The sequence below is a fragment of the Peribacillus sp. NPDC060253 genome, from assembly GCF_042727425.1.
GTDB lineage: Bacteria > Bacillota > Bacilli > Bacillales > DSM-1321 > Peribacillus.
In genome coordinates this window covers 1-20,338 of the sequence record NZ_JBHXAS010000053.1, presented here as the reverse complement: position 1 = coordinate 20,338, position 20,338 = coordinate 1, and the positions used below count along the sequence as shown (strand labels likewise).

Annotated in this window: 21 protein-coding genes; 6 read left to right on the top strand and 15 right to left on the bottom strand. The window is 39.2% G+C overall.

The window, feature by feature from the left end; all coding sequences use genetic code 11:
* Positions 1–9: 9 nt before the first annotated feature.
* The 7 genes from ACFWE9_RS14910 to ACFWE9_RS14880 all read right to left on the bottom strand — a co-directional run bounded on the left by ACFWE9_RS14910 (position 10) and on the right by ACFWE9_RS14880 (position 7,603).
* Positions 10–819 (bottom strand): YitT family protein, encoded by an 810-nt coding sequence (locus tag ACFWE9_RS14910; RefSeq protein ID WP_230158634.1) that lies wholly within the window; start codon positions 817–819, stop codon positions 10–12.
* A gap of 152 nt (positions 820–971) precedes the next feature.
* Entirely contained in the window at positions 972–2,237 is a 1,266-nt protein-coding gene (locus tag ACFWE9_RS14905; RefSeq protein ID WP_230158626.1) for a M48 family metallopeptidase, read from the bottom strand.
* 309 nt (positions 2,238–2,546) lie between these two features.
* The gene (locus ACFWE9_RS14900) at positions 2,547–3,224 is read right to left on the bottom strand and encodes a LuxR C-terminal-related transcriptional regulator (RefSeq protein WP_377357432.1); all 678 of its coding nucleotides are present in this window, start codon (positions 3,222–3,224) and stop codon (positions 2,547–2,549) included.
* Positions 3,225–3,412: 188 nt separating this feature from the next.
* Entirely contained in the window at positions 3,413–3,940 is a 528-nt protein-coding gene (locus ACFWE9_RS14895) for an HD domain-containing protein (protein ID WP_377357430.1), read from the bottom strand.
* Positions 3,941–4,116: 176 nt separating this feature from the next.
* On the bottom strand, positions 4,117–5,661 hold the full coding sequence (locus ACFWE9_RS14890; RefSeq protein ID WP_377357428.1) for a fatty acid--CoA ligase family protein: 1,545 nt from the start codon (positions 5,659–5,661) through the stop codon (positions 4,117–4,119).
* 181 nt (positions 5,662–5,842) lie between these two features.
* Entirely contained in the window at positions 5,843–6,832 is a 990-nt protein-coding gene (gene lplA, locus ACFWE9_RS14885; RefSeq protein WP_230158619.1) for a lipoate--protein ligase, read from the bottom strand.
* A gap of 36 nt (positions 6,833–6,868) precedes the next feature.
* Entirely contained in the window at positions 6,869–7,603 is a 735-nt protein-coding gene (locus tag ACFWE9_RS14880; protein WP_377357426.1) for an MBL fold metallo-hydrolase, read from the bottom strand.
* A gap of 173 nt (positions 7,604–7,776) precedes the next feature.
* On the opposite strand from ACFWE9_RS14880, the gene yhfH reads away from it, so the two are divergent.
* A complete protein-coding gene (yhfH, locus tag ACFWE9_RS14875; protein ID WP_230158609.1) occupies positions 7,777–7,905 on the top strand; it encodes a protein YhfH in 129 nt (42 codons plus the stop codon).
* 157 nt (positions 7,906–8,062) lie between these two features.
* Here the strand turns inward: yhfH and ACFWE9_RS14870 are convergent, their stop codons facing one another.
* From ACFWE9_RS14870 to hemE, 3 genes are all read right to left on the bottom strand, one after another.
* Positions 8,063–8,638 (bottom strand): TetR/AcrR family transcriptional regulator, encoded by a 576-nt coding sequence (locus ACFWE9_RS14870; RefSeq protein WP_377357442.1) that lies wholly within the window; start codon positions 8,636–8,638, stop codon positions 8,063–8,065.
* Between the two features lie 287 nt (positions 8,639–8,925).
* A complete protein-coding gene (gene hemH / locus ACFWE9_RS14865) occupies positions 8,926–9,861 on the bottom strand; it encodes a ferrochelatase (RefSeq protein ID WP_377357424.1) in 936 nt (311 codons plus the stop codon).
* Between the two features lie 78 nt (positions 9,862–9,939).
* Positions 9,940–10,983: a uroporphyrinogen decarboxylase gene (gene hemE, locus ACFWE9_RS14860; protein WP_377357422.1), complete on the bottom strand. Its 1,044-nt coding sequence runs from the start codon at positions 10,981–10,983 to the stop codon at positions 9,940–9,942.
* 291 nt (positions 10,984–11,274) lie between these two features.
* On the opposite strand from hemE, the gene ACFWE9_RS14855 reads away from it, so the two are divergent.
* On the top strand, positions 11,275–11,790 hold the full coding sequence (locus ACFWE9_RS14855) for an antibiotic biosynthesis monooxygenase family protein (RefSeq protein WP_230158603.1): 516 nt from the start codon (positions 11,275–11,277) through the stop codon (positions 11,788–11,790).
* A gap of 196 nt (positions 11,791–11,986) precedes the next feature.
* Here the strand turns inward: ACFWE9_RS14855 and ACFWE9_RS14850 are convergent, their stop codons facing one another.
* Positions 11,987–12,610, bottom strand: a complete 624-nt coding sequence (locus tag ACFWE9_RS14850; protein ID WP_230158601.1) for a phosphatase PAP2 family protein — start codon at positions 12,608–12,610, stop codon at positions 11,987–11,989.
* 92 nt (positions 12,611–12,702) lie between these two features.
* Between ACFWE9_RS14850 and ACFWE9_RS14845 the strand changes: the two genes are divergently transcribed.
* The gene (locus ACFWE9_RS14845; RefSeq protein WP_230158600.1) at positions 12,703–13,917 is read left to right on the top strand and encodes a M20 family metallopeptidase; all 1,215 of its coding nucleotides are present in this window, start codon (positions 12,703–12,705) and stop codon (positions 13,915–13,917) included.
* Positions 13,918–13,942: 25 nt separating this feature from the next.
* Here ACFWE9_RS14845 and ACFWE9_RS14840 read toward each other — a convergent pair whose 3' ends face one another.
* The 3 genes from ACFWE9_RS14840 to ACFWE9_RS14830 all read right to left on the bottom strand — a co-directional run bounded on the left by ACFWE9_RS14840 (position 13,943) and on the right by ACFWE9_RS14830 (position 16,697).
* Positions 13,943–14,647 (bottom strand): EcsC family protein, encoded by a 705-nt coding sequence (locus ACFWE9_RS14840; RefSeq protein ID WP_377357419.1) that lies wholly within the window; start codon positions 14,645–14,647, stop codon positions 13,943–13,945.
* 105 nt (positions 14,648–14,752) lie between these two features.
* Positions 14,753–15,961, bottom strand: a complete 1,209-nt coding sequence (locus ACFWE9_RS14835) for an ABC transporter permease (protein WP_230158596.1) — start codon at positions 15,959–15,961, stop codon at positions 14,753–14,755.
* Complete coding sequence (locus ACFWE9_RS14830) at positions 15,954–16,697, bottom strand: ABC transporter ATP-binding protein (protein WP_377357417.1); 744 nt, start codon at positions 16,695–16,697, stop codon at positions 15,954–15,956. Before ACFWE9_RS14830 ends, ACFWE9_RS14835 begins: the two co-directional genes overlap by 8 nt.
* An 814-nt stretch (positions 16,698–17,511) precedes the next feature.
* On the opposite strand from ACFWE9_RS14830, the gene ACFWE9_RS14825 reads away from it, so the two are divergent.
* From ACFWE9_RS14825 to ACFWE9_RS14815, 3 genes are all read left to right on the top strand, one after another.
* Positions 17,512–17,934: an HIT family protein gene (locus tag ACFWE9_RS14825; RefSeq protein WP_230158592.1), complete on the top strand. Its 423-nt coding sequence runs from the start codon at positions 17,512–17,514 to the stop codon at positions 17,932–17,934.
* Positions 17,935–18,183: 249 nt separating this feature from the next.
* On the top strand, positions 18,184–19,287 hold the full coding sequence (serC, locus tag ACFWE9_RS14820) for a 3-phosphoserine/phosphohydroxythreonine transaminase (protein WP_377357415.1): 1,104 nt from the start codon (positions 18,184–18,186) through the stop codon (positions 19,285–19,287).
* A gap of 127 nt (positions 19,288–19,414) precedes the next feature.
* A complete protein-coding gene (locus tag ACFWE9_RS14815) occupies positions 19,415–19,933 on the top strand; it encodes a tryptophan transporter (protein ID WP_230158583.1) in 519 nt (172 codons plus the stop codon).
* 98 nt (positions 19,934–20,031) lie between these two features.
* Here ACFWE9_RS14815 and yhzF read toward each other — a convergent pair whose 3' ends face one another.
* Positions 20,032–20,211, bottom strand: a complete 180-nt coding sequence (yhzF, locus tag ACFWE9_RS27135) for a membrane protein YhzF (protein WP_483878214.1) — start codon at positions 20,209–20,211, stop codon at positions 20,032–20,034.
* Between the last annotated feature and the right edge of the window lie 127 nt (positions 20,212–20,338).

The window sequence follows — 20,338 nt, the reverse complement described above, 5'->3', positions numbered from 1 at the left end:
TATTTATCATCACTCTTTATGAAACATACCCATGACCTCGGCTGTTTCGGTTATATTGACAAAAGCATTTGGATCCACTTCTTTTATCATCGTTTTTACATCGGTTAATTGGTAACGGGTAATGACTGTCATCATCACTTTACTCTTTTCTCCAGAGTATGCACCTTCTCCGTCCATGACAGTAATGCCCCGATAAAAGTTAGTCAGGAGCTTCGTTTTCATTTCGTCACTCTTCTTGGTAACGATCATTAATGTTAATTTAATGTGATTGGAATGAATCGTATCAATCACTTTTCCTGCTGCATATATGGAAATCAATGTATATAATGCCGCATCCCAACCAAAGATGAAACCTGAGATAACCACCACAACAGCATTCATCACCGATAGCAATGAACCAAGTGGGAAGTCGCTCTTCTTAGCCAAAAGCATGGCGATGATATCAAACCCGCCTGAAGAACCTGAAGCACGAAAGATGATGCCTATACCGAATCCGGAAATGATCCCGCCAAATAAAGAAGATAAAATCGGTTCAGTGGATATCCCATGCACTGGAATGAGATATAAACTGACCGATATTACGATAACTGATAATATCGTATAGGTGATGAAGCGTCTCCCCAATTTCAAGTATCCAAGAATTAACAATGGGAGGTTCAACAGAAAGTTCAATATCCCTGTGTTGACTGGGGTAATGATTCCCAACATAATCGCAATTCCACTGAGTCCGCTGCTTAAAATTAAATGAGGTATCAAAAATAAGTTGTAGGCAACGGCAATAAGCACTGAGCCTATAGTAATTAAAAATACATTAAACATTAACCGATCTCCTTAAAACAAACTGGGAATTTAATTTATTATAGTGGAGAACCAAAGATATATAAAATAATAGTTTTTTCTGAAAATACATATTCCTGTCCACTTTCTTCGATATAAAAATCAGAAAAAAGCCAGCTGTATACAGCTGGCTTTCAATCACCCTTTGTATCTGTATTTTCAATCGTGGAAATCCGCTCGAGCATGGTTGGATGTGAATATCGCAGCCATTTAACTAAGAATGGAGGATTCACCTGACTCAGTCCCGACCTGGTGAGTTCCTGGAATGTGGTGATTGCTGATTCTTTATCCCTGGTCATTTCAATGGCATAACGGTCTGCCCTTGTTTCTTCATATCTGGACACGTAATTGGATAGCGGACTCAAAGCAAACAGCAGCACAGCCGTTATTAAAAGAAATAATGGAAGTGAAGAGATACTGTCAACCGAACGCACCTTTAACAAATGGCCCCAGCGCCTAATGATATAATTCATGATTTTCGATGTCAGCCACAAACCGATTAGGGTCATCCCCAAATAACCTGCAATTCCTATATATATGTGTTTTTCTACATAATGAGCCATTTCATGTGCCATGATAAAAAGGATTTCATCTTCCTTCAGTTTGTTAAGGGTCGTATCCCAAAGGACTATTCTTGAGTTGGAACCTATCCCTGTCACATATGCATTCAAGGCATTTGTCTTTTCGGCCATGTTTACTTCATATACGTGTTCAGCCGGAATTTCAGCCTGGGAGGCCAATGCCAATATTTCTGTTTCCAGCTCTTTATTCTTGAGTGGATAGAATTCATTATACAGGGGATCAATCAATACAGGCTGAACAAACATCAAGAACAGAGTAAATGGAATGGACAACATCCAAGCATAGAGCCACCACTTCTTCACACTTTTCTTCATTAACCAATATAGAACGGAAACGATGATGAACATCATCCCAAAGTTCACCCAGAATTCGATGACTCCATCCTTCATCCACGAGGTGAAACTTTGTGTACTGATATGGTAACTTTTACTCATCCGATAACCAATGAATCTGATTGGGAATAGTGCCAGATAAGAAATCAAAGAAAGCCAGAATAAGTAAATGCCTGTTTGGATCACTTTCCGTCTCGTGATGGTCAAAGATGACTTTTCAAATGCTTTTGAAAACCCAAATAATAAAATGAAAAAGTACAGCAGCCATTCATATGGAGTAGAAACAAAAAAAATAAAATTCCTCAGCCCTGAATACTCTTCACTAAGCTTTAATTCCCTTGCATTCAGAAATGTTGCAGGATCCGCTGCAGTCCCCCGCAATGCTTGTGGAATGGAGGTATCTGCTCCATAAAAAATATACCAATACATCACCGCTGCATAAAGTATATATAGTACAATTGCTCTTCCAGCCCATTTTCTAACCATGATGCCCCTCCTTAAATGAACGCCCTCTTAATAGTTTAATCCAAAATGGACAGGTTAGAACCGCATTTACCTCCTATATTACTTTTTCCTAAAACGTTTACCTCCTTTCAACTATAAAATCAATAAAAAATCACGAACAAATAAAATGGAGTGTGGGGAGACATTTCGAGGTATGACTGAAGATACTAAAAGGTGGCAATTTCTTAATTTACTCTTTCGAAATCAGGGCAGGATAATTTATCCATAAAATCACAAGTCATTTAAAAGAAGTGAAGAGGACTCTACTTGGATAGTCATCCCTTCATGCTGCTATTTTTGAAAACGATACAAAAGTGCCATAAGCTCAGGGCGATTACGAACATTGAGTTTTTTGTAAAGCCGGCTGACATAGTTTTTCACCGTTCCAATGGAAAGAAATAACCTTTTGGAAATTTGCTGATTCGTTTGTCCTTCGGTGAGAAGAATAAGCAGTTCATACTCCCTTTTAGAGAATGCCCCTAACTTTTCTATAACCTCATCCACGGGTACAGATGATTTTTCCTCATCGTCTTGTTGAAGCTTCTTCATAAGTAAAGATTTAAAAGAGGCAGGATAGACAATCTGCCCGTTGGCGCATTGATGGATTGCCATCACCAATTGTTTCATTCCACTGCTCTGTAGCACATAACCTGCCACACCATGACACATCGCTTCAATAAGGTAGTGATCCTCTGGACAGGCGGTAAAAATGACGACGGGGATGGTGGGATGTGTTTCCTTTAGGATCGGCATTACTACTTGTCCATACTTCCCTGATGATTGGGCATCAAGAAGAATGACATCAGGCATGGCTGATGCGGTATTAACAAGGTTAAGTAATTCCATTTCCTTTTCAGTTGTTCCGATGACCACAATGTCTTCTTCTCTTTCGATGATTCCCTTAAGCCTCCCTTGACCACCATATATCATTAGCTTAATCGACTTCATAACTTCACCTGTTCTTTTCATTATTTGTTAATTATCCACAATTTTATAATTAGGTATCATGAAATAGTTCTATTGGTCTATATTTTACATCATTAGTTCTCTTGATAACAATATAAGTGAAATACATGCAAAATCAAAATTTAAACTGTAATAATATTTTGAAAAAAGAAGATTTCCTGACAATAAAAAAGCTATCAGCCTGTTTGCATTCAGGATGATAGCCTTTTTCTTTGTTCCTCATCAATGAGTTTATCCAGATTCATGATGCTTTCCTTTGCCCGTTGAATATCAATTTTGCGGTAATGGTGTTTTCCACCCTCTTCTTCATCTTTTTCGTCCGCCCATTTGACGACCTGCTGAAGAGGTGTACGAATAATATCATTTGAAGGTAAAAACGAATCGGTGTGAAATAAAATGGCGAGGGAAATAGTCTTTGCCTTTATCGGATTTTCTCCTAATCGGATTAACAGTTTATGTGCTCTTTCTGCACCTTTAATAGGATGGATATCATTTTGTTTGTATAGATCATAATCCCACTTTCCATTGCGATACCAGGTGAAATGACCCATATCATGCAATAGTCCAGCTTTGGCTGCAATATCTGGATCTATTTTATATTCGTTTGCTAGGTGAAACGAATGGTATGCTACCGCAATCGCGTGTGCCATACCTGAACGGTTCAAGTATTTTTGAGCAATGGGATGTGTAAAAATATCTAAAAGCTTTACATCTCTCATCTAACCCCTCCTTACAATTATGTGGAAATTTTTAATGACAATCATAACTCTTTTCGAAACAAGAATCAAGGCTTTATGCTTCCCTGATATATTTTATGCAGCGCGATACACTTTGGTTGTACAAAAAGGGGACCAATGCTCATTAATGGCAATTGTCCCCTTTTGATTAAAACTATTTAGTTTTGTATTACATGTTTTTTTAAAGAACGCCGTAAAATCTTACCCGTTGTGTTTTTTGGAAGTTCATCCAAAAACTCGATTTTTGCCGGTACCTTATATTTAGCCAAGTGCTCCAAGCAATAGGCAAGTAATTCTTCCTCGGTCAATTCATTGTTTTTCTTAACCACGAAGCAATGAACTACTTCTCCCTGATTTGGATCCGGCACACCTATAGCTGCCGCCTCAACTACTTCGGGATGGGCATACAGAATCTCCTCCACTTCACGTGGATAGACATTATAGCCACCAACAATGATTAGTTCCTTCTTACGGTCTACAATGAAAAAATATCCTTCATCATCCATCCGGGCTAAATCGCCTGTATATAACCAGCCATCTTTCAAGACAGCAGCCGTTTCTTCAGGCATTTTATAATACCCCTTCATTACATTCGGACCTCTGACAATCAATTCTCCTACCCCACTGATTGGCACTTCTTCACCAAGCTCGTTGACGACTTTGTTTTCCACCCTAAGGATGGATGTTCCGATGGATCCCGCCTTCCTTGGACGGTCCAAAGGATTGAAGCAGGTAACAGGGGATGCTTCGGATAAGCCGTACCCTTCCGACACCCTTACTTTAAATTTCCGCTCGAATGATTCAAGCAGTGATACTGGCAAGGCGGATCCACCTGAAATGCATATACGCAATGACTTCAAATCGTCTTCTTTCGCATCTGGATATTGGAAAAGAAAATTATACATCGTTGGCACTCCAGCAAAAACGGTCGCCTCATATTTTTTGATTTGCCTGAATATTTCTTTTGGACTGAATTGCGGGACAATTAAAAGCGTACCTCCGCTCAACAACGGGGCATTCACTACTACTGTTAAACTGAAAACATGGAACATTGGCAATGTCGTAATGACACGGTCACTTTCCGTGATTTTTAAATATTCACCAACATCATGTGCATTGGAGAATATATTCGTATGCGTGAGCATGGCCCCCTTTGGTTTTCCTGTTGTCCCGGAAGTATAGAGTATGATTGCCGTATCTTCAGGGTCCAGCTCTGGGCCTTTGAAGCCGGCATCTCCCTTTTCAACCATCTTTGTAAACGATTTCATTTTTGGGCAGATGCTCAATTTGCTACTATCACCATTATCCGGCTGCGTTTCACAAATTACATATGAATCTACACTTGAGAGGATCGGGTTCATTTTTTCTAATAAGGGTAAAAGCTTATCTAATGCCACGACGACCTTTACATCGCCGTTATTCAGGATGTATCCAATCTCATCAGGTGTGTAAATCGGATTTACGGGAATGACGGTCGCACCTGCTCGTAAAGCCCCATACAATGAAATGATGAAGTGTGGAGAATTGCCTAAAACCAGCGCAACATTATCACCTTTTGAAACACCAAGCTTATGTAGTTCGTCTGCAAACTTAGTAACGGCTTGATCCAATTCCCCATATGAAGTGGATTGATCCATAAAATAATAAGCTGGCTTATCGACCTTTCCTAAAGCCGTTTGATGAAGCTGTTCGGATAAATTCATCGTTCTCCCTCCCCTGCAATTAGCATGAATGAATCGCCATTCATTTTTAGAGTAAACTAAATACTTTTTTATTATATTAAAAGAAAATGATTACAGCAACAATTTTATCCATATTCAAGCAATAACTGTCATTGTTAGCCACAAAAAAAGCGCCCTAGTAAGTCAGGACGGCTTTTCAGGCTTAATAGATTAAAGCCAATATTTCTTCTTTCGTTACATTGCCAAAGTAATGTCGAACATTTATCTCATCTAATACACTGCTGATAGCATCCTTTTCATAGCGCGTTCCAGTAAGCTTTTGTTCTATATCCGTTACTTCTCCAACCCCAAAGAAATCACCGTAGATTTTACAGTTCTCAATGACACCCCTACTCACTTCAAGACGGATATCAACAGACCCTACAGGGAACCTATGAGAATTTTGCAAGTTGAATTTAGGTGATTTTCCATAGTTCCACTCCCAGTTTTGATATCTTTCTTCCGAGATCTTGTGTATCTTCTCCCAATCTGCCTCGGTTAAAACATACTCTGTAACCTCACCGCTATCTTGGAAAATATTTTGCAGCAGGAATGAACGGAATTCTTCAACAGACATTGGTTCTTTTAAGAAATCGGCGATATTTCCGACGCGGCTCCTTATCGATTTAATCCCTTTGGACTCGATTTTATCTTTTTTCACTTTTAAAGCGGATACAATATGATCCATTTCTGATTGAAACAACAAAGTACCATGACTGAACATCCTGCCCTTCGTTGAAAACATCGCATTGCCAGAGATTTTCTTTCCTTCAGCAAGGATATCATTCCGTCCGCTTAATTCAGCTTGTATTCCTAGTTTCTCGAGTGTTTCCACGACAGGCTGGGTGAACTTCTTGAAATTATGGAAGCTATCTCCGTCATCTTTCGTAATGAAACTAAAATTGAGATTTCCCAAGTCATGATAAACCGCTCCGCCCCCTGAAAGACGGCGAACAACAGTAATGCCATTTCCCTCTACATAATCGGCATTGATTTCTTCAATAGTATTTTGATTCCTTCCTATGATGATTGAAGGGCGATTAATATAAAAAAGAAGATAGGTTTCGTCTATATTTAAATGTTTAAGCGCATATTCTTCTATGGCCAGATTTATTCTCGGGTCCGTTATTCCCTTATTATCAATAAAAAGCACAGTTGTTCCTCCTTCTAGACTTCATTCATACTTCATTTATAATTGGAATTCGAGATTGGTTTTCGCTATAGCTATCTCCCTTTTGAATACCTCGGATGCTTCTTTTTTCAGTTGATTATGATCTCCAAAATGCGGGAGATGAGTTAACAGCAAAAGCTGGACGTCTGCCTTTTCGGCTAGCATGCCCGCTTCTCTAGCCGTCATATGCCCCGCTTTTGAACCATCCATATCACTGTAAAAATTACTTTCACATAATAAAACATTGGCATCTTTAGCGAAATCCGCAAGCTCATCCATATAGGAGCTGTCACCTGTGTAAACAATCGAATGATTTTCTGCCTCAATCCTCATTGCATAACAAGGGACAGGATGTTTTGTTTTCATGAACGTAAATTTGCACGGTCCAATTGTTAACGGTTCATCAACAGAGTAGGCTATCCCCTTTGTCACGTCTTTATAAGTTAACTTTCTAAATTCAGCTTCAACTAAAGCATGCCCATAAATAGGAATGGTCCTTTTGTTGCTGCCCAATATCTGCTGTATGAGCGCAGCGTGTTGCAGGACACCGACATCCGCTACATGATCCGGATGATAGTGCGATAATACAACAGCACCAAGATCCTCCGGCTTCATATGATTTTGCAACTGTGATAGAACACCGCTGCCACAATCAAGCAGAATGCGAAAATCTTCATATTCAAGCAAATAACCAGAGCTTGCCTCATTTTTAGCTGGATATCCGCCCCAGCAGCCAATTACGGTGATTTTCATGCTTAGGCACTCCTTTTTTTCTCTCAATGACTTCCCCATTAATATAAACTATTCTTGCCCTTATTTCACCTTTTTTACTTATGTTATAAAACATTGGTTGACATACACAATCTGTTATAATACAATAAAACCATAGTAAAGAGAATAACAATAAAAATCAGGAGATGATGTTCATGATTCAAAGTAGCGTTGAGTTCTTTAAAAACCTGCCTCCTAAACAATGCACGGATTGCGGAAAAAAAATTGAAGAACAGCACGAATGTTATGGAAACCACTGTGATCATTGCCTTTCTGGAGAGTAATAATGATGTGTTTCACCATCTGCTTCCCAATTAGTGGATGATCCCATATAAAGTTCAGTTTCGCAGCTGAAAAATATCCCCAAATAGAAAGAAGAGATACCAATGTTCGGTATCTCTTCTTTCTATTTTTTCGCTTTTTGGCAAAAAAATAGAATTATCACGGAGCGGATAATCCTTTGAATAAATATATTTTGAATAGTTCAGCAATTTCCTCTTTCTCTAATGGGGCATGATTCCTCTCCCAATCATAAATAAGGGCAAGGTACATCTTTAGCATCAGGAAAGCAGTTATCTCTGGATCACAAGGTTGTATATAGCCCTTATCAATCGCTATTTTAAGCTTTTCCTTAATGTAAGATACAATGGCTTCTTCCATTTCATTAACCATGTCCTGAACGGCCGGGGTACCAATTTCCCGCTCTTCCTGAAGAAGTTTTAAAGATAATTGATGCTCCTGCCTAAACTCCAGAATTCGATACACAGCCCGATGTAGATTTTCAAAAAAGTGGAGTTGATCATCCAAAGATTGTTCAGCCTCATATTTCATTTCCTCTATCAACCGCTGAACGATCTCTTTAAACAGCTCTTCTTTATTTTTATAAAAGGTATAAATGGTCCCTTTTCCAACATTGGCAATTTTAGCGACTTGATCCATCGTCGTTGCTTTGTATCCAAAAAGTGAAAACGACTTGGTCGCGGCTTCTAAAATTAATTTTTTACGATCAACAGACATTTCCCACCTCGATTCTGACCAGACGGACAAAACAGTCAATAAGTTCAATAATATCTTACCAAAAATATTCAGTCTTTTCAATCAAATATTTATCTCCTAGAGAAACAATGGCTATCCTCATTTCCGGACAGCCACTGAAGACAGATTATTTAATTTACGCAATCGTTTCCAAGCTTGCATTCCCATCCATACCAAAAGTTTAGTCCTGATTTAGAGCATGGTTCAACTTCATTTTAATATGTAGCCATTCGCAATCATGGATAATGGGAATATCCCCTATTAACTAATCATTTTTCCTGTAATCTGTTTAAGATGATTGTGGCCAATGAATCGATGAATGCCGGTTTAACATTAGGCATATCCGGCCGGTAGTAACCTGCACCAATCTCTTCCGTCACAACCATACATTCATAATCGTTATCATAAAGAACTTCAAGATGCTCGGCAACGAATCCTACAGGGATGTAAATGAAAGCTTTATAACCTTTTTCTTGATGAAGATCTCTGGTTAAATCCTGCACATCCGGTCCTAGCCATGGTTCAGGTGTTTGTCCAGCGCTTTGCCAGCCTACTGCATAGTTGATGACCCCTGCTCCTTTTGCAATCATGTCCGCAGTTTCTTGCAATTGATTTGGATATGGATCCCCTAATTGCAATATCTTTTCAGGGAGACTATGTGCAGACACAATCAAAGCATAATTATCACGCTCATCCGAAGTCATTTTCCCTATTACTTCTTTTACTTGGTCCACCCAATATTGAATGAATTTCGGCTCGTCATACCAGCTCTCAACAGATGTGATGGTAAGGTCACCCAATTTAGCGGCTTCATCCTGAGCACGTCCATTATATGACTTCACACTGAATGTTGAGAAATGCGGCGCCAATACAATACTGACCGCTTCTTTGATACCGTCATCATGCATTTGTTTCACGGCGTCTTCAACAAAAGGTTCAATATGTTTCAGTCCTAAATAGGCCTTGAATTCGATATCTTCCTGAATGGAATTCAATTGCTTTTCAAGGGCCTCAGCTTGTCCTGCTGTTATTTTCGCGAGCGGGGACAATCCACCGATCGCTTCATATCTACCTTTTAGATCGGCAATCAATTCGTCACTGGGTCTTCTTCCATGGCGAATATGTGTATAATATCTTTCAATATCCTCTTCTGTGTACGGGGTACCATAAGCCATAACCAGAAGGCCCATTCTTTTTCTTGACATGAAACTACACCTCTTTTAAAAATTTCGTTCTTTTATTGTGCATCCATTTAAGGTCTTTTAGCAAACAGTTCGCTCATGCTAATTCTTTTTTGCTGAATATTCATGGATGAAAGTGGTCAATCTCTTCAGTGTTTCCGGATTTACGGAAGGGAAAACCCCATGTCCAAGATTAAAGATGTAGCCATCCTGTTGCATGCCCTGATCAAGGATCTGTTTCGTCCGCTCTTCTATAACATCCCATGATGATAATAGCAGGGCCGGATCAAGGTTACCTTGAACGGTTTTTTGTATCCCCATCTGTCTAGCTTCAGTAATTGGAAGTCTCCAATCCAGCCCGACTACATCAATTGGGAGGTCATTCCATTCCATTGCCAAGTGACTTGCACCGACCCCAAACATGATTAGCGGTACATTTTCTTCACGTAATGAAGAAAAGATGCGATTCATGATTGGCTTGATGAATACGCGGTAATCTTCAACGTTCAATGCACCCACCCATGAGTCAAAGATTTGGATGGCTTTGACGCCTGCTTTTATTTGTGACTTAACATAAATAATGATCATGTCCGCTAACTTATCCATTAAAGCAAACCAGGCCACTGGCTCTGAATACATGAAAGCTTTTGTCTTATTGTAGTTTTTGGAAGGGCCTCCTTCAATCATATATGAAGCAATCGTGAAAGGTGCACCAGAAAAACCAATCAAAGGAACGGACAATTGCTCTGTGGTCAATAGTTTAATCGTATCCAACACGTATGGAATGTCTTCCTCTGGATTCAATTCACCTAGTTTTTCAACGTCTTTCACCGATTGGATCGGATTGGATATGACTGGACCGATACCCGACTTAATCTCTACATCCACTCCAATGGCTGGTAGCGGTGTCATTATATCTTTATATAAAATCGCTGCATCTACATCATATTGCTCAACTGGCAATCTCGTCACATATGCGCATATTTCCGGCTGATGAGTTATTTCAAAAAGGGAGTACTTTTCTTTCAATTTACGATATTCCGGCTGTGAACGGCCAGCCTGGCGCATATACCAAACAGGTACATGATCCGATTTTTCTCCTCTAGCAGCTTTTAAAAATGTATCATTCGTAATTTCCTTAGACATTAATATCCACCTTTCAAGCAATCACGTTTCTATTTTTACTCATTACTTACATAGAATATCAGAAGGATGTTGAATTTGAAATTGAATCTCCTTAAACTATAGCTTTTTATATAATAGAAGTATAGCCAACCTATTTATTTGTCAGAAAATCGACGTTTTTGTACGGAATTCAATCAATTTCCAAGTCCATTTGTGCAAGGTACTGAGAATTATATTTGTGGAAATGGTAAAAGCGCTATTCATTGGGTAAAATGGGTATACAGATACTATATAAGAGTTGGAGGGGAATTTATGAATGTATTCATCACTTCAGGTACTTATGATTTTTTGAAATTAAAAAAAGATAAGCACCCGAATGAAAAAATATTACTTATGCAGAATGCTCAAAACACTGTACTTTTACATGAAACAACAGGTAAAACGCTCTTCAGCTCGCCACGTAAATATGAAGTAGTTGATGGGAAGGGATCTCTTCAAGATCATGGATATGTGGTCATGAACAATATCCCTGTCAGTGAGGAAGGACGGCCGGTATTTGAACATCGCTTTAAAAACAGGGCAGGGCTAATTGAAAATGAGCCCGGCTTCGTTGCCCTTCGTATCCTGAGGCCAATCAACTCTGAAACATATGTTATCTTAACGATTTGGGAAAAACAATCGGACTTTATGAACTGGAAGAAATCCAGTTCATTCCAGCAGGCGCATAGCAGTGACTCCAAACCTCCTGTTACGAATTCCAGCCAGAAGATGTTTTCAGGTGAAGCCTTCGTAACGCAGTATACATTGGTGAAAGATTCCGAGGAATAGACTATCGCTGCTTAATAAGAGGCCCATCCCCTTAAGGATGGGCCTCTTTGATTTAAGCTCTTCGAGAGTTTATTTTGGACTGCCAAAATGATATAGCTCTGTTATTATAACTATTAAACAATCCGACAAATTTCTTCATTATTTCCGGGGAAATGTAACAGGTATTTACAGATATTCCATCTGAGAGTCCTTTTTTTCAAATTACTCTCCGCCCTAGGAACTTATACAAATTAAACAAGGTTAAACTATATGCAGCTCCTAGTGCAAAACCTGCCAAGATATCAGATGGAAAATGAACTTTCATAGCGATCCTGCTGACCCCGATGAGCAGAACCAGACAAACGAAACCGATTCCAGCTGCCCATTTCAATGAGTCTCCTTTACCTTCTTTAATAATTAAATAAGCAACCATACTGAAGAAAATAAGGCCTACCATTGCGTGGCCACTTGGAAAACTGAAACCAGCGGTCTCCATCAAATGATTTTCAGGGCGCACTCTTTGAATATGATTTTTTATCCACCCGTTTAATACATCGCCCCCAGCGATTCCGATAGAGAAGACGGCCATGGTCCAATAATCCTTCTTTATTATCCACAAATATAGAACACATAGTAAGCTTCCAAAACCAATGGACATGGATTTCCCAAGATAGGTAATCAACTTGAAGAAAGTGAACCAAAAAGAATTTTCACTTAAGGAAATAAGTTCGGCAATATATGTATCAAACGCTAAAGTATTCTCACTCTGGACTTCATGCATCAAAAAAAAGAATAGCAACAAGCAAAGCAAAACCATAGCAATCCAGGAATATTTAATCATTGTATATCGCTCCTCGAGGTATTTAATTCACTTTGGATCATTCAAAATATGATATACTATTTACAATTAAACCAATCATTGGGAGGTGCAAAATGATACAGCGATTACATGATCTTCTAGATGGTTCCTATGAAGAAATGGTCTCCATCAGGCGTTATCTTCATCAACATCCTGAGCTTTCTTTTCAAGAAACCCAAACGGCAGCCTTCATCGCTGACTATTATGAAAAACTTGGAATCGAACACCGGACGAATGTAGGCGGTAATGGTGTTATTGCCAAAGTTACGGGCAGTAAGCCTGGTAAAACCGTAGCTTTGCGCGCTGATTTCGACGCCTTACCCATTCAAGATGAAAAAGAAGTTCCCTATAAATCTACCGTACCTGGGGTAATGCATGCGTGTGGACACGATGGCCATACAGCGACACTCCTTGTCCTTGCAAAAAACCTGAATGAACTGAAGAATGAGCTCGAAGGTGAATATATATTTATCCACCAGCATGCTGAAGAATATGCTCCAGGGGGAGCCAAACCGATGATTGAGGCTGGCTGCCTTGATGGGGTGGATGTAATTTTCGGCACCCATTTATGGGCTACGGCCCCTACCGGAACAGTCCAATACGCATATGGACCCCTTATGGCAGCTGCTGACCGTTTTGAAATCATCATTCAAGGGCAGGGCGGACATGGAGCACAGCCGCATAAAACCCGTGATGCCATCGTCGTCGGATCTCAGCTAGTCATGGCCCTACAGCAAATCGTAAGTCGCCGCCTTAACCCAATCGATTCTGCAGTCATTACCGTTGGTTCCTTTGTAGCGGATAATGCCTTTAACGTCATTGCAGATAAGGCTAAAATAATCGGGACCGTCCGCACTTTCAAGGAAGATGTCCGTTCATTCATAAGCGAAGAAATGGAGCGGGTTGTTAAAGGAACGTGCCTAGCTGCGGACTGTACGTATGATTATCAATATTTCCAAGGCTATCCTGCTGTTATCCCACATGATGAGGAAACGAAATTCCTTATCGAAAGCACTGAGGCAGTCAAAGAAGTTTTGATTACAGAGGAAATTGACCCGGATATGACAGGGGAGGATTTTTCTTATTATTTACAAAATGTGAAAGGTACATTCTTCTTTACAGGGGCCAGACCAAAAAATGAACATACCTATCCGCATCATCATCCTTTGTTTGACATCGATGAAAAAGCGATGCTCATTGCAGCCAAAATATTAGGTACGTCAGCTGTAACCTATCACAATAAGAAACGATCCTCACAAAAGGTGAATGAATCTTTATTGCGGTCATGATAAAGGGACGGGTTTTCCCCGTCCCTTACTCTTTTAGAAGTCTGATTCGGTAACAATTGACAGCCGTCTCCCCGAGCTGTTCCAGCAGATGATGGTTGGCATATGCACCGACAGCTGCCCCAAGCCCTGGGACTAGCTGGAACATTTTGATGACATCGATGTGATCGCGATATTCCTGCTGAAATTTTTGCCAGTCTATTTCCGGCCATTTCCCTGAATCCCATTCTTCTATTATTGGTAATGTTTCCATCTTTTTTTCCTCGCTTGAAAACGCCATCTGAAAGATATGGAGTATAAATAGGCGTTCCTCATACTTATTTGGATCGAAACCGTATATACGGGATATCTCAAATAATAACTTCATCTTAATGCTTAGAAGCAAAGGGAAATCAGCCAGCCCGATTAAAAGCCCTGCCGCTCCAGTCCCTACACCTTCTATAACGGCCGTTTTTCGATATGCATTTACGGTTTCTGCAACCCATTCTTCTTTTTGTTGTAAGGATAGAAGCATGACATTTTTTTCTTTAGACATGTATTTCGAACCTGATAATACGGCCTCTATCATGCCTTTAATACTTTCAGTAATCATTTTGTGCACTTGGTCTGGAATATAGCTATTCACTTTGATTTGCACCTTTTTGGACATCCGCTCAAGCCTGCCGGATTTCTTGGCTATTTTCTTTTTCCAGGATACTAGTTCCGATAATGCCATTTGTTCATATTCGTCCATTTTCACACCTCCGTTACTTATGTATATAACCCTCTCAAGCCTTTTAGTTTCAATTTTCACTTCTTACAAAGAAAAAGCTGATTTTATGAAAAATCAGCCTCCAGCTTAAAAGTTTTTAATTTTCTTTGTTGCATAATTTTTAAAACCGAATAAGAAAACAAGACCCATCGCCAATGCAGCCAAAGCAGACATCCATTCTCCTTTCACTAGAAGGACCATGCAAAAGACGATGTCTTCAAATAATAGGAAATAAGAAATAAGCTTAATGACAGCAGACTCTCTCATTTTTGAAGGCAATGGATACAATGAGACCCACACTTTCCATTCATGAACCTTCCAAACCGGCAGCAGTTGCAGGGCTGTCATGAATAGAAACATAAAAATCACGATCAAATGCGCCCATAAGTTAGTGAATACAACTAAAATGACGGACCCAATGATAGTTAAACGAAAACAAAGTCCCACATAATCATTAGATCGCAACAAAGTACGGGCATATAGATAATTATAAGTTGATCTCTCACCATACGGGATAAATGATAAAAGCCAGTCCATCCACTTCCTTCTTGCTACCTTTCCTTTCAAATGGGGAACATCAGTAAACATGTTTGCAATTCGATAAAAGGAATTCATCCGTTTATTCTCCAATTCAACCAGCCGTTCCCACTTCAATACAAAATCTTTAGTTGCACTTCGGTAATACATGTAGAGCCCTATCAATAATAGGATGGTTATCAGAGCAAACAGTATATTCGCCCTTGAACAGATGAAATAGAGCATTACTCCATTAAGGATAAAACGGATGAGTGAGTCCCAATGGCTCACTGATGTATCCTGATATTTCAATACCTGCCATCGCATGGTTAAATTCAAAAATTTCATAACCAGCAATACAATAAGGATGGACCCAAAGTCTTTACCGCTTGCATCCGTAACTTTCGTATACATCGGTAAAAAAGCAATTAATACAACCAGCAGGATAAAGCCTTGCATAACCCAACTTAACAACAGTGAATTTTTGAAATAACTTTTCAATTTCGTTTCAAGCGGTAACAGGAATACGGTATCCGGTTCTTTCAAAAAAGTATTTATCGGGCTTCTGGTTACAATGATTGATAAAACAATGGCCATGATCCATTCAGCCGGAAAATCACTGTCTAACGTTTTCACCCAATCACTGTAATAGTAAGCCAAACCACCAAGAACCAACACCATGACGAAAACAAGATGTCCATTAAAAATATAGCGAAGATATTTTTGCGTTTCATTTATATAGCCTAAATATCTTTCCTTCCAGAGATTTTGACTATTCATGTCCAATTTCTTCTTTCGTCAATTGAACATATAAATCGTCAAGCGTTGCCCCCGGCATGGAAAATTGTTCCCGAAGCTGCTCCAGATTACCCTTTGCGCGGATTTCCCCATTATGCAGGATGATGAAAGAATCACAATACCGCTCGGCTGTTGCCAGTATGTGGGTGGACATTAAAATTCCCGCTCCACTCTCTTTCGTTTTCCTCATCAAATCAAGCAAAGATTGAATGCCTAATGGATCAAGACCTACGAAGGGTTCATCCACGATATATAAAGATGGCTGTACTAAAAAGGCGCACATAATCATGACCTTTTGTTTCATCCCTTTTGAAAAATGGGCCGGAAACCATTTAAGTCTTTTCTCCATATGGAATTCCTTTAACAGAAATTCCATTCTTTCTTTATATGTAGCTTCCGCCAAACCATGCGCCATGGCCGTCAGCTTTAAATGCTCCTCAAGTGTCAGCTCATCATATAAGATCGGCGTCTCTGGAACATAAGTGAATTGTTTACGGTATGTATCCGGGTCCTGTGCAAGTGTTTTACCATGAATCGAGACACTTCCGCTTTTTGGCTCCATGAGTCCGATGATATGTTTAATCGTCGTACTTTTCCCTGCCCCATTGAGCCCGATTAACCCCACTAGCTCATTTGGTTGAATGTCAAAACTTATTCCTTTTAAAACGGGCGTTTTCGTGTATCCGCCGACTAATTGATTAATTTCCAATAAGGACATTTTAACGACCCTTTCTATATAGAGGTTCTTGATTCCATTTTACCAAATTATCCTGCTTTTATATAGTCGGGTGTTCCGTGTTGAAATTTCCATAAATAACTAATTATATTTTTCCCGCTAAGTGGCCATCATAATTAAGGAAGAAGGGGTTAGTCATTACGAGTGATTCACATCATATTGTAAATGAGGTGTCAGTTAAAGACGTATTACACTGAAATACCCAAATGTTTTTTTACAAATGATTCACATCATGTTGTAAATGAGGTGTCAGTTAAAGACGTATTACACTGAAATGCCCAAATGTTTTCTTACAAATGATTCATATCATGTTGTAAATGAGGTGTCAGTTAAAGACGTATTACACTGAAATGCCCAAATGTTTTCTTACAAATGATTCACATCATATTGTAAATGAGGTGTCAGTTAAAGACGTATAACTGAATTAAACCATAAGCTTCATTTAAAAAAATCGTTTCGAGCAGGGAGATGGTTCTCTTGCACGTAAAAGCAGAAAAATCATTCAATAATTATCAATTATGCTTTGAAAGTTGATGAAACTTTAAAGATATAGGAGATGGTTGCTTTGAATGGAAAATCTCTAATCAGATAATAACCATATTTTACTTTAATGTAGATGAGGTGTTTGTCGCAGAGAATTTATGCTAAATACGAATTTTGAAGCTAAATCCCCCTTTTTCAAATGAGCAGGGTGCAACTTAATGTTGCATCCTGTTTTTATGATTTTTTCTTTTCTCAAGGATTCATGCTATGGTACGATTAACCAAATACATTAACTTTTAAAGGAGCGCTTTTAATGAGTGATTGCATTTTTTGCAAAATAATCGATGGGGAAATTCCAAGTACCAAAGTCTTCGAAAATGAACATGTACTGGCTTTTCTCGATATCAGTCAAGTAACAAAAGGCCATACACTGGTTATTCCTAAAGTACATAAAGAAAACCTCTATGAGTTAACACCTGAAATTGCCAAGGATCTATTTGAAGTGGTTCCGGAAATCGCCCGTGCGATGAAACAGGAATTCCAACCTGTAGGCCTGAATCTTTTAAATAATAATGGGGAAGCAGCAGGGCAGTCCGTTTTCCACTTTCATATGCATTTAATTCCGCGGTATGGTGAGGGTGACGGCTTTGGGGCTGTTTGGAAAACAAATGCCCGTGACTATACACCTGATGATCTGAAACAAATCGCTGATTCTATTGCACAGCATATTAAATGACTAAGAATAACTTAAAGGCATTCTTACCCCCTTTTTAAAAGATCGGCAAAATAACGTCTTCTAAAGTTTTGATCCAAAAACATTAATCCTGATTTGGTCCTCACTTCATTGTGCTGGACCTTTTTTAATTTGGCCATATATTCCAACAAGTTATCCACTTAAAATTCTAAATTTTCCTCCTATTGAATTTAGTTTTCTGGTAGGATATATAAATAGACTTTAACACATTGTCGTATAGGAGGAAGAAAATTGAAACGTGCACACAATTTTAACGCTGGGCCAGCCGCCCTTCCCTTAGAAGTTTTACAAAGAGCCCAAAACGAATGGTTGAATATTGAGGATTCCGGTATGTCCGTCATGGAATTAAGCCACCGAAGTGCTGAATTCGAAAAAATTCATAACCATGCCCTTCAATCATTAAGGGACCTTTTGGAAATTCCTGAAAATTATGAAGTTCTTCTACTGCAAGGAGGAGCAAGTCTTCAATTCTCCATGATTCCCATGAACATTTTGAATGATGGAAAAAGGGCAGATTATGTCCTTACTGGTTCTTGGTCGGAAAAAGCAATAAAAGAAGCAAAAAAGGTTGGTAAAACGGAAGTAGTCGCTTCATCCAAAGATGATAAATATACGTTCATACCTAAAGTTGAAGACATCCAAGTGAATGATGATGCTGCGTATCTTCATATCACAAGCAATAATACGATATACGGAACGCAATGGAAGGACTTCCCGAATACAGGCAACGTTCCTTTAGTAGCCGATATGTCAAGTGATATTCTTAGCAAAAAAATTGATGTTAGTAAATTCGGCATCATATATGCAGGTGCACAAAAGAATCTAGGTCCGTCGGGAATCACAGTCGTTATCATCCGTAAAGATTTAATAACGGATAATGAGAAAATCCCATCCATGATGAACTATTCTATCCATTCAAAAAACAACTCTTTATACAACACACCTCCGACATTGGCCATTTACTTATTGTCCCTTGTGTTGGACTGGGCAAAAGAGCAGGGCGGCGTAGATAAGATTGCTAAAAACAACGAAGAAAAAGCAAAAGTCATCTACGATGCCATCGACGGAAGCGGTGGATTTTATAAAGGCCATGCCCTACCAGACAGCCGTTCATTGATGAATGTAACGTTCACGCTTCCATCTGAAGAAGCTGAAGCTCAATTCCTTAAAGAAGTGAAGCAAGCCGGATTCATAGGACTGAACGGTCACCGTTCCATCGGAGGCTGCAGAGCATCCATTTATAATGCAGTCCCTCTATCCCATTGCCAGGACCTTGCCAATTTCATGAAAAAGTTCCAGGAATCTTATAAAGCGAAGGAAGCTCAAACTCTTTAATTTCAAACAAAAATACCTTCAAAAAAAATAGGTCTTATGATATACTATTTTAAACTTCTTGCAACAGGCAATAGTGCATTGTTGAAGAAAAGATGTTAGTTGAGATGAGAATAGGAGAGATGAGTAAATGAAAACGAAAACCCTTGTGTCGCTGTCCCTATTAATCGGGATTGGGGCTGCCCTGCATTTTATCGTTCCTGGATTCTTCCTTGGAATGAAACCGGATATGATGTTGTTAATGCTGTTTTTGGCGATTACACTTTTTCCCGCGAAGAAGAATGTATTCATTGTCGCCTTGGCTGCTGGAGCCATCTCTGCCATGACAACTACATTTCCTGGAGGACAAATCCCAAATATCATAGACAAATTGGTAACAGCCTTTCTGTTTTATCTTTTATTCATCAGTCTTAAGAAGTTTTCAACATCCGTTGTCACCGTTAGTATCTTGACTGCCGTAGGAACAATGATTTCCGGCGCTGTCTTCCTTGGTTCGGCTTATTATATCGTTTCCCTTCCAGGGCCTTTCGTTGCACTTTTCGGCGCTGTTGTACTTCCTGCCGTACTGCTAAATACAGTTGCGATGGTCATCATTTATCCAATTGTGAACGGCATCGTAAAAAAATCGAATATACCTGTTAATGCTTAAGCTAGCTTGAGCATCATATGTAAAAAAGCACCGGATTGCCCGGTGCTTTTTTTTCATTCTTATGGATCTGGGAGTCAGTCAGGATCATCCTATAAGGGTCAGTGAATCAATACCCACATAAACCAAATGAAAAGCAATAACACCCCGGGAAGACCCAAAACGTAAGCTCTGGCCTGGAGCGCCCTCTTAGGCGGATAGATGCTGGGTGTTTTCGCTTTCCTTAAAAAATACCCCATACCGCACAGGCATATCAGGCCTAATAAAAAAATGATTTTCATTATTAACCCACCAGTGCCATCCATGTTCCGACAGCTTGTTTTTACTATCTATATGCTGCCCTTCCCTTTATATGAAGCATTTTTAATAAAGCTTCAAGTTATTTTTAAATATTATATATTTACTATC

Coding starts and splice junctions, on each gene's coding strand:
- ACFWE9_RS14910 (WP_230158634.1), bottom strand. CDS start 819: ATGTTTAATGTATTTTTAATTACTATAGGCTCAGTGCTTATTGCCGTT.
- ACFWE9_RS14905 (WP_230158626.1), bottom strand. CDS start 2,237: ATGGTTAGAAAATGGGCTGGAAGAGCAATTGTACTATATATACTTTAT.
- ACFWE9_RS14900 (WP_377357432.1), bottom strand. CDS start 3,224: ATGAAAAGAACAGGTGAAGTTATGAAGTCGATTAAGCTAATGATATAT.
- ACFWE9_RS14895 (WP_377357430.1), bottom strand. CDS start 3,940: ATGAGAGATGTAAAGCTTTTAGATATTTTTACACATCCCATTGCTCAA.
- ACFWE9_RS14890 (WP_377357428.1), bottom strand. CDS start 5,661: ATGAATTTATCCGAACAGCTTCATCAAACGGCTTTAGGAAAGGTCGAT.
- ACFWE9_RS14880 (WP_377357426.1), bottom strand. CDS start 7,603: ATGAAAATCACCGTAATTGGCTGCTGGGGCGGATATCCAGCTAAAAAT.
- yhfH (WP_230158609.1), top strand. CDS start 7,777: ATGATTCAAAGTAGCGTTGAGTTCTTTAAAAACCTGCCTCCTAAACAA.
- ACFWE9_RS14870 (WP_377357442.1), bottom strand. CDS start 8,638: ATGTCTGTTGATCGTAAAAAATTAATTTTAGAAGCCGCGACCAAGTCG.
- hemH (WP_377357424.1), bottom strand. CDS start 9,861: ATGTCAAGAAAAAGAATGGGCCTTCTGGTTATGGCTTATGGTACCCCG.
- hemE (WP_377357422.1), bottom strand. CDS start 10,983: ATGTCTAAGGAAATTACGAATGATACATTTTTAAAAGCTGCTAGAGGA.
- ACFWE9_RS14855 (WP_230158603.1), top strand. CDS start 11,275: ATGAATGTATTCATCACTTCAGGTACTTATGATTTTTTGAAATTAAAA.
- ACFWE9_RS14850 (WP_230158601.1), bottom strand. CDS start 12,610: ATGATTAAATATTCCTGGATTGCTATGGTTTTGCTTTGCTTGTTGCTA.
- ACFWE9_RS14845 (WP_230158600.1), top strand. CDS start 12,703: ATGATACAGCGATTACATGATCTTCTAGATGGTTCCTATGAAGAAATG.
- ACFWE9_RS14840 (WP_377357419.1), bottom strand. CDS start 14,647: ATGGACGAATATGAACAAATGGCATTATCGGAACTAGTATCCTGGAAA.
- ACFWE9_RS14835 (WP_230158596.1), bottom strand. CDS start 15,961: ATGAATAGTCAAAATCTCTGGAAGGAAAGATATTTAGGCTATATAAAT.
- ACFWE9_RS14830 (WP_377357417.1), bottom strand. CDS start 16,697: ATGTCCTTATTGGAAATTAATCAATTAGTCGGCGGATACACGAAAACG.
- ACFWE9_RS14825 (WP_230158592.1), top strand. CDS start 17,512: ATGAGTGATTGCATTTTTTGCAAAATAATCGATGGGGAAATTCCAAGT.
- ACFWE9_RS14815 (WP_230158583.1), top strand. CDS start 19,415: ATGAAAACGAAAACCCTTGTGTCGCTGTCCCTATTAATCGGGATTGGG.
- yhzF (WP_483878214.1), bottom strand. CDS start 20,211: ATGAAAATCATTTTTTTATTAGGCCTGATATGCCTGTGCGGTATGGGG.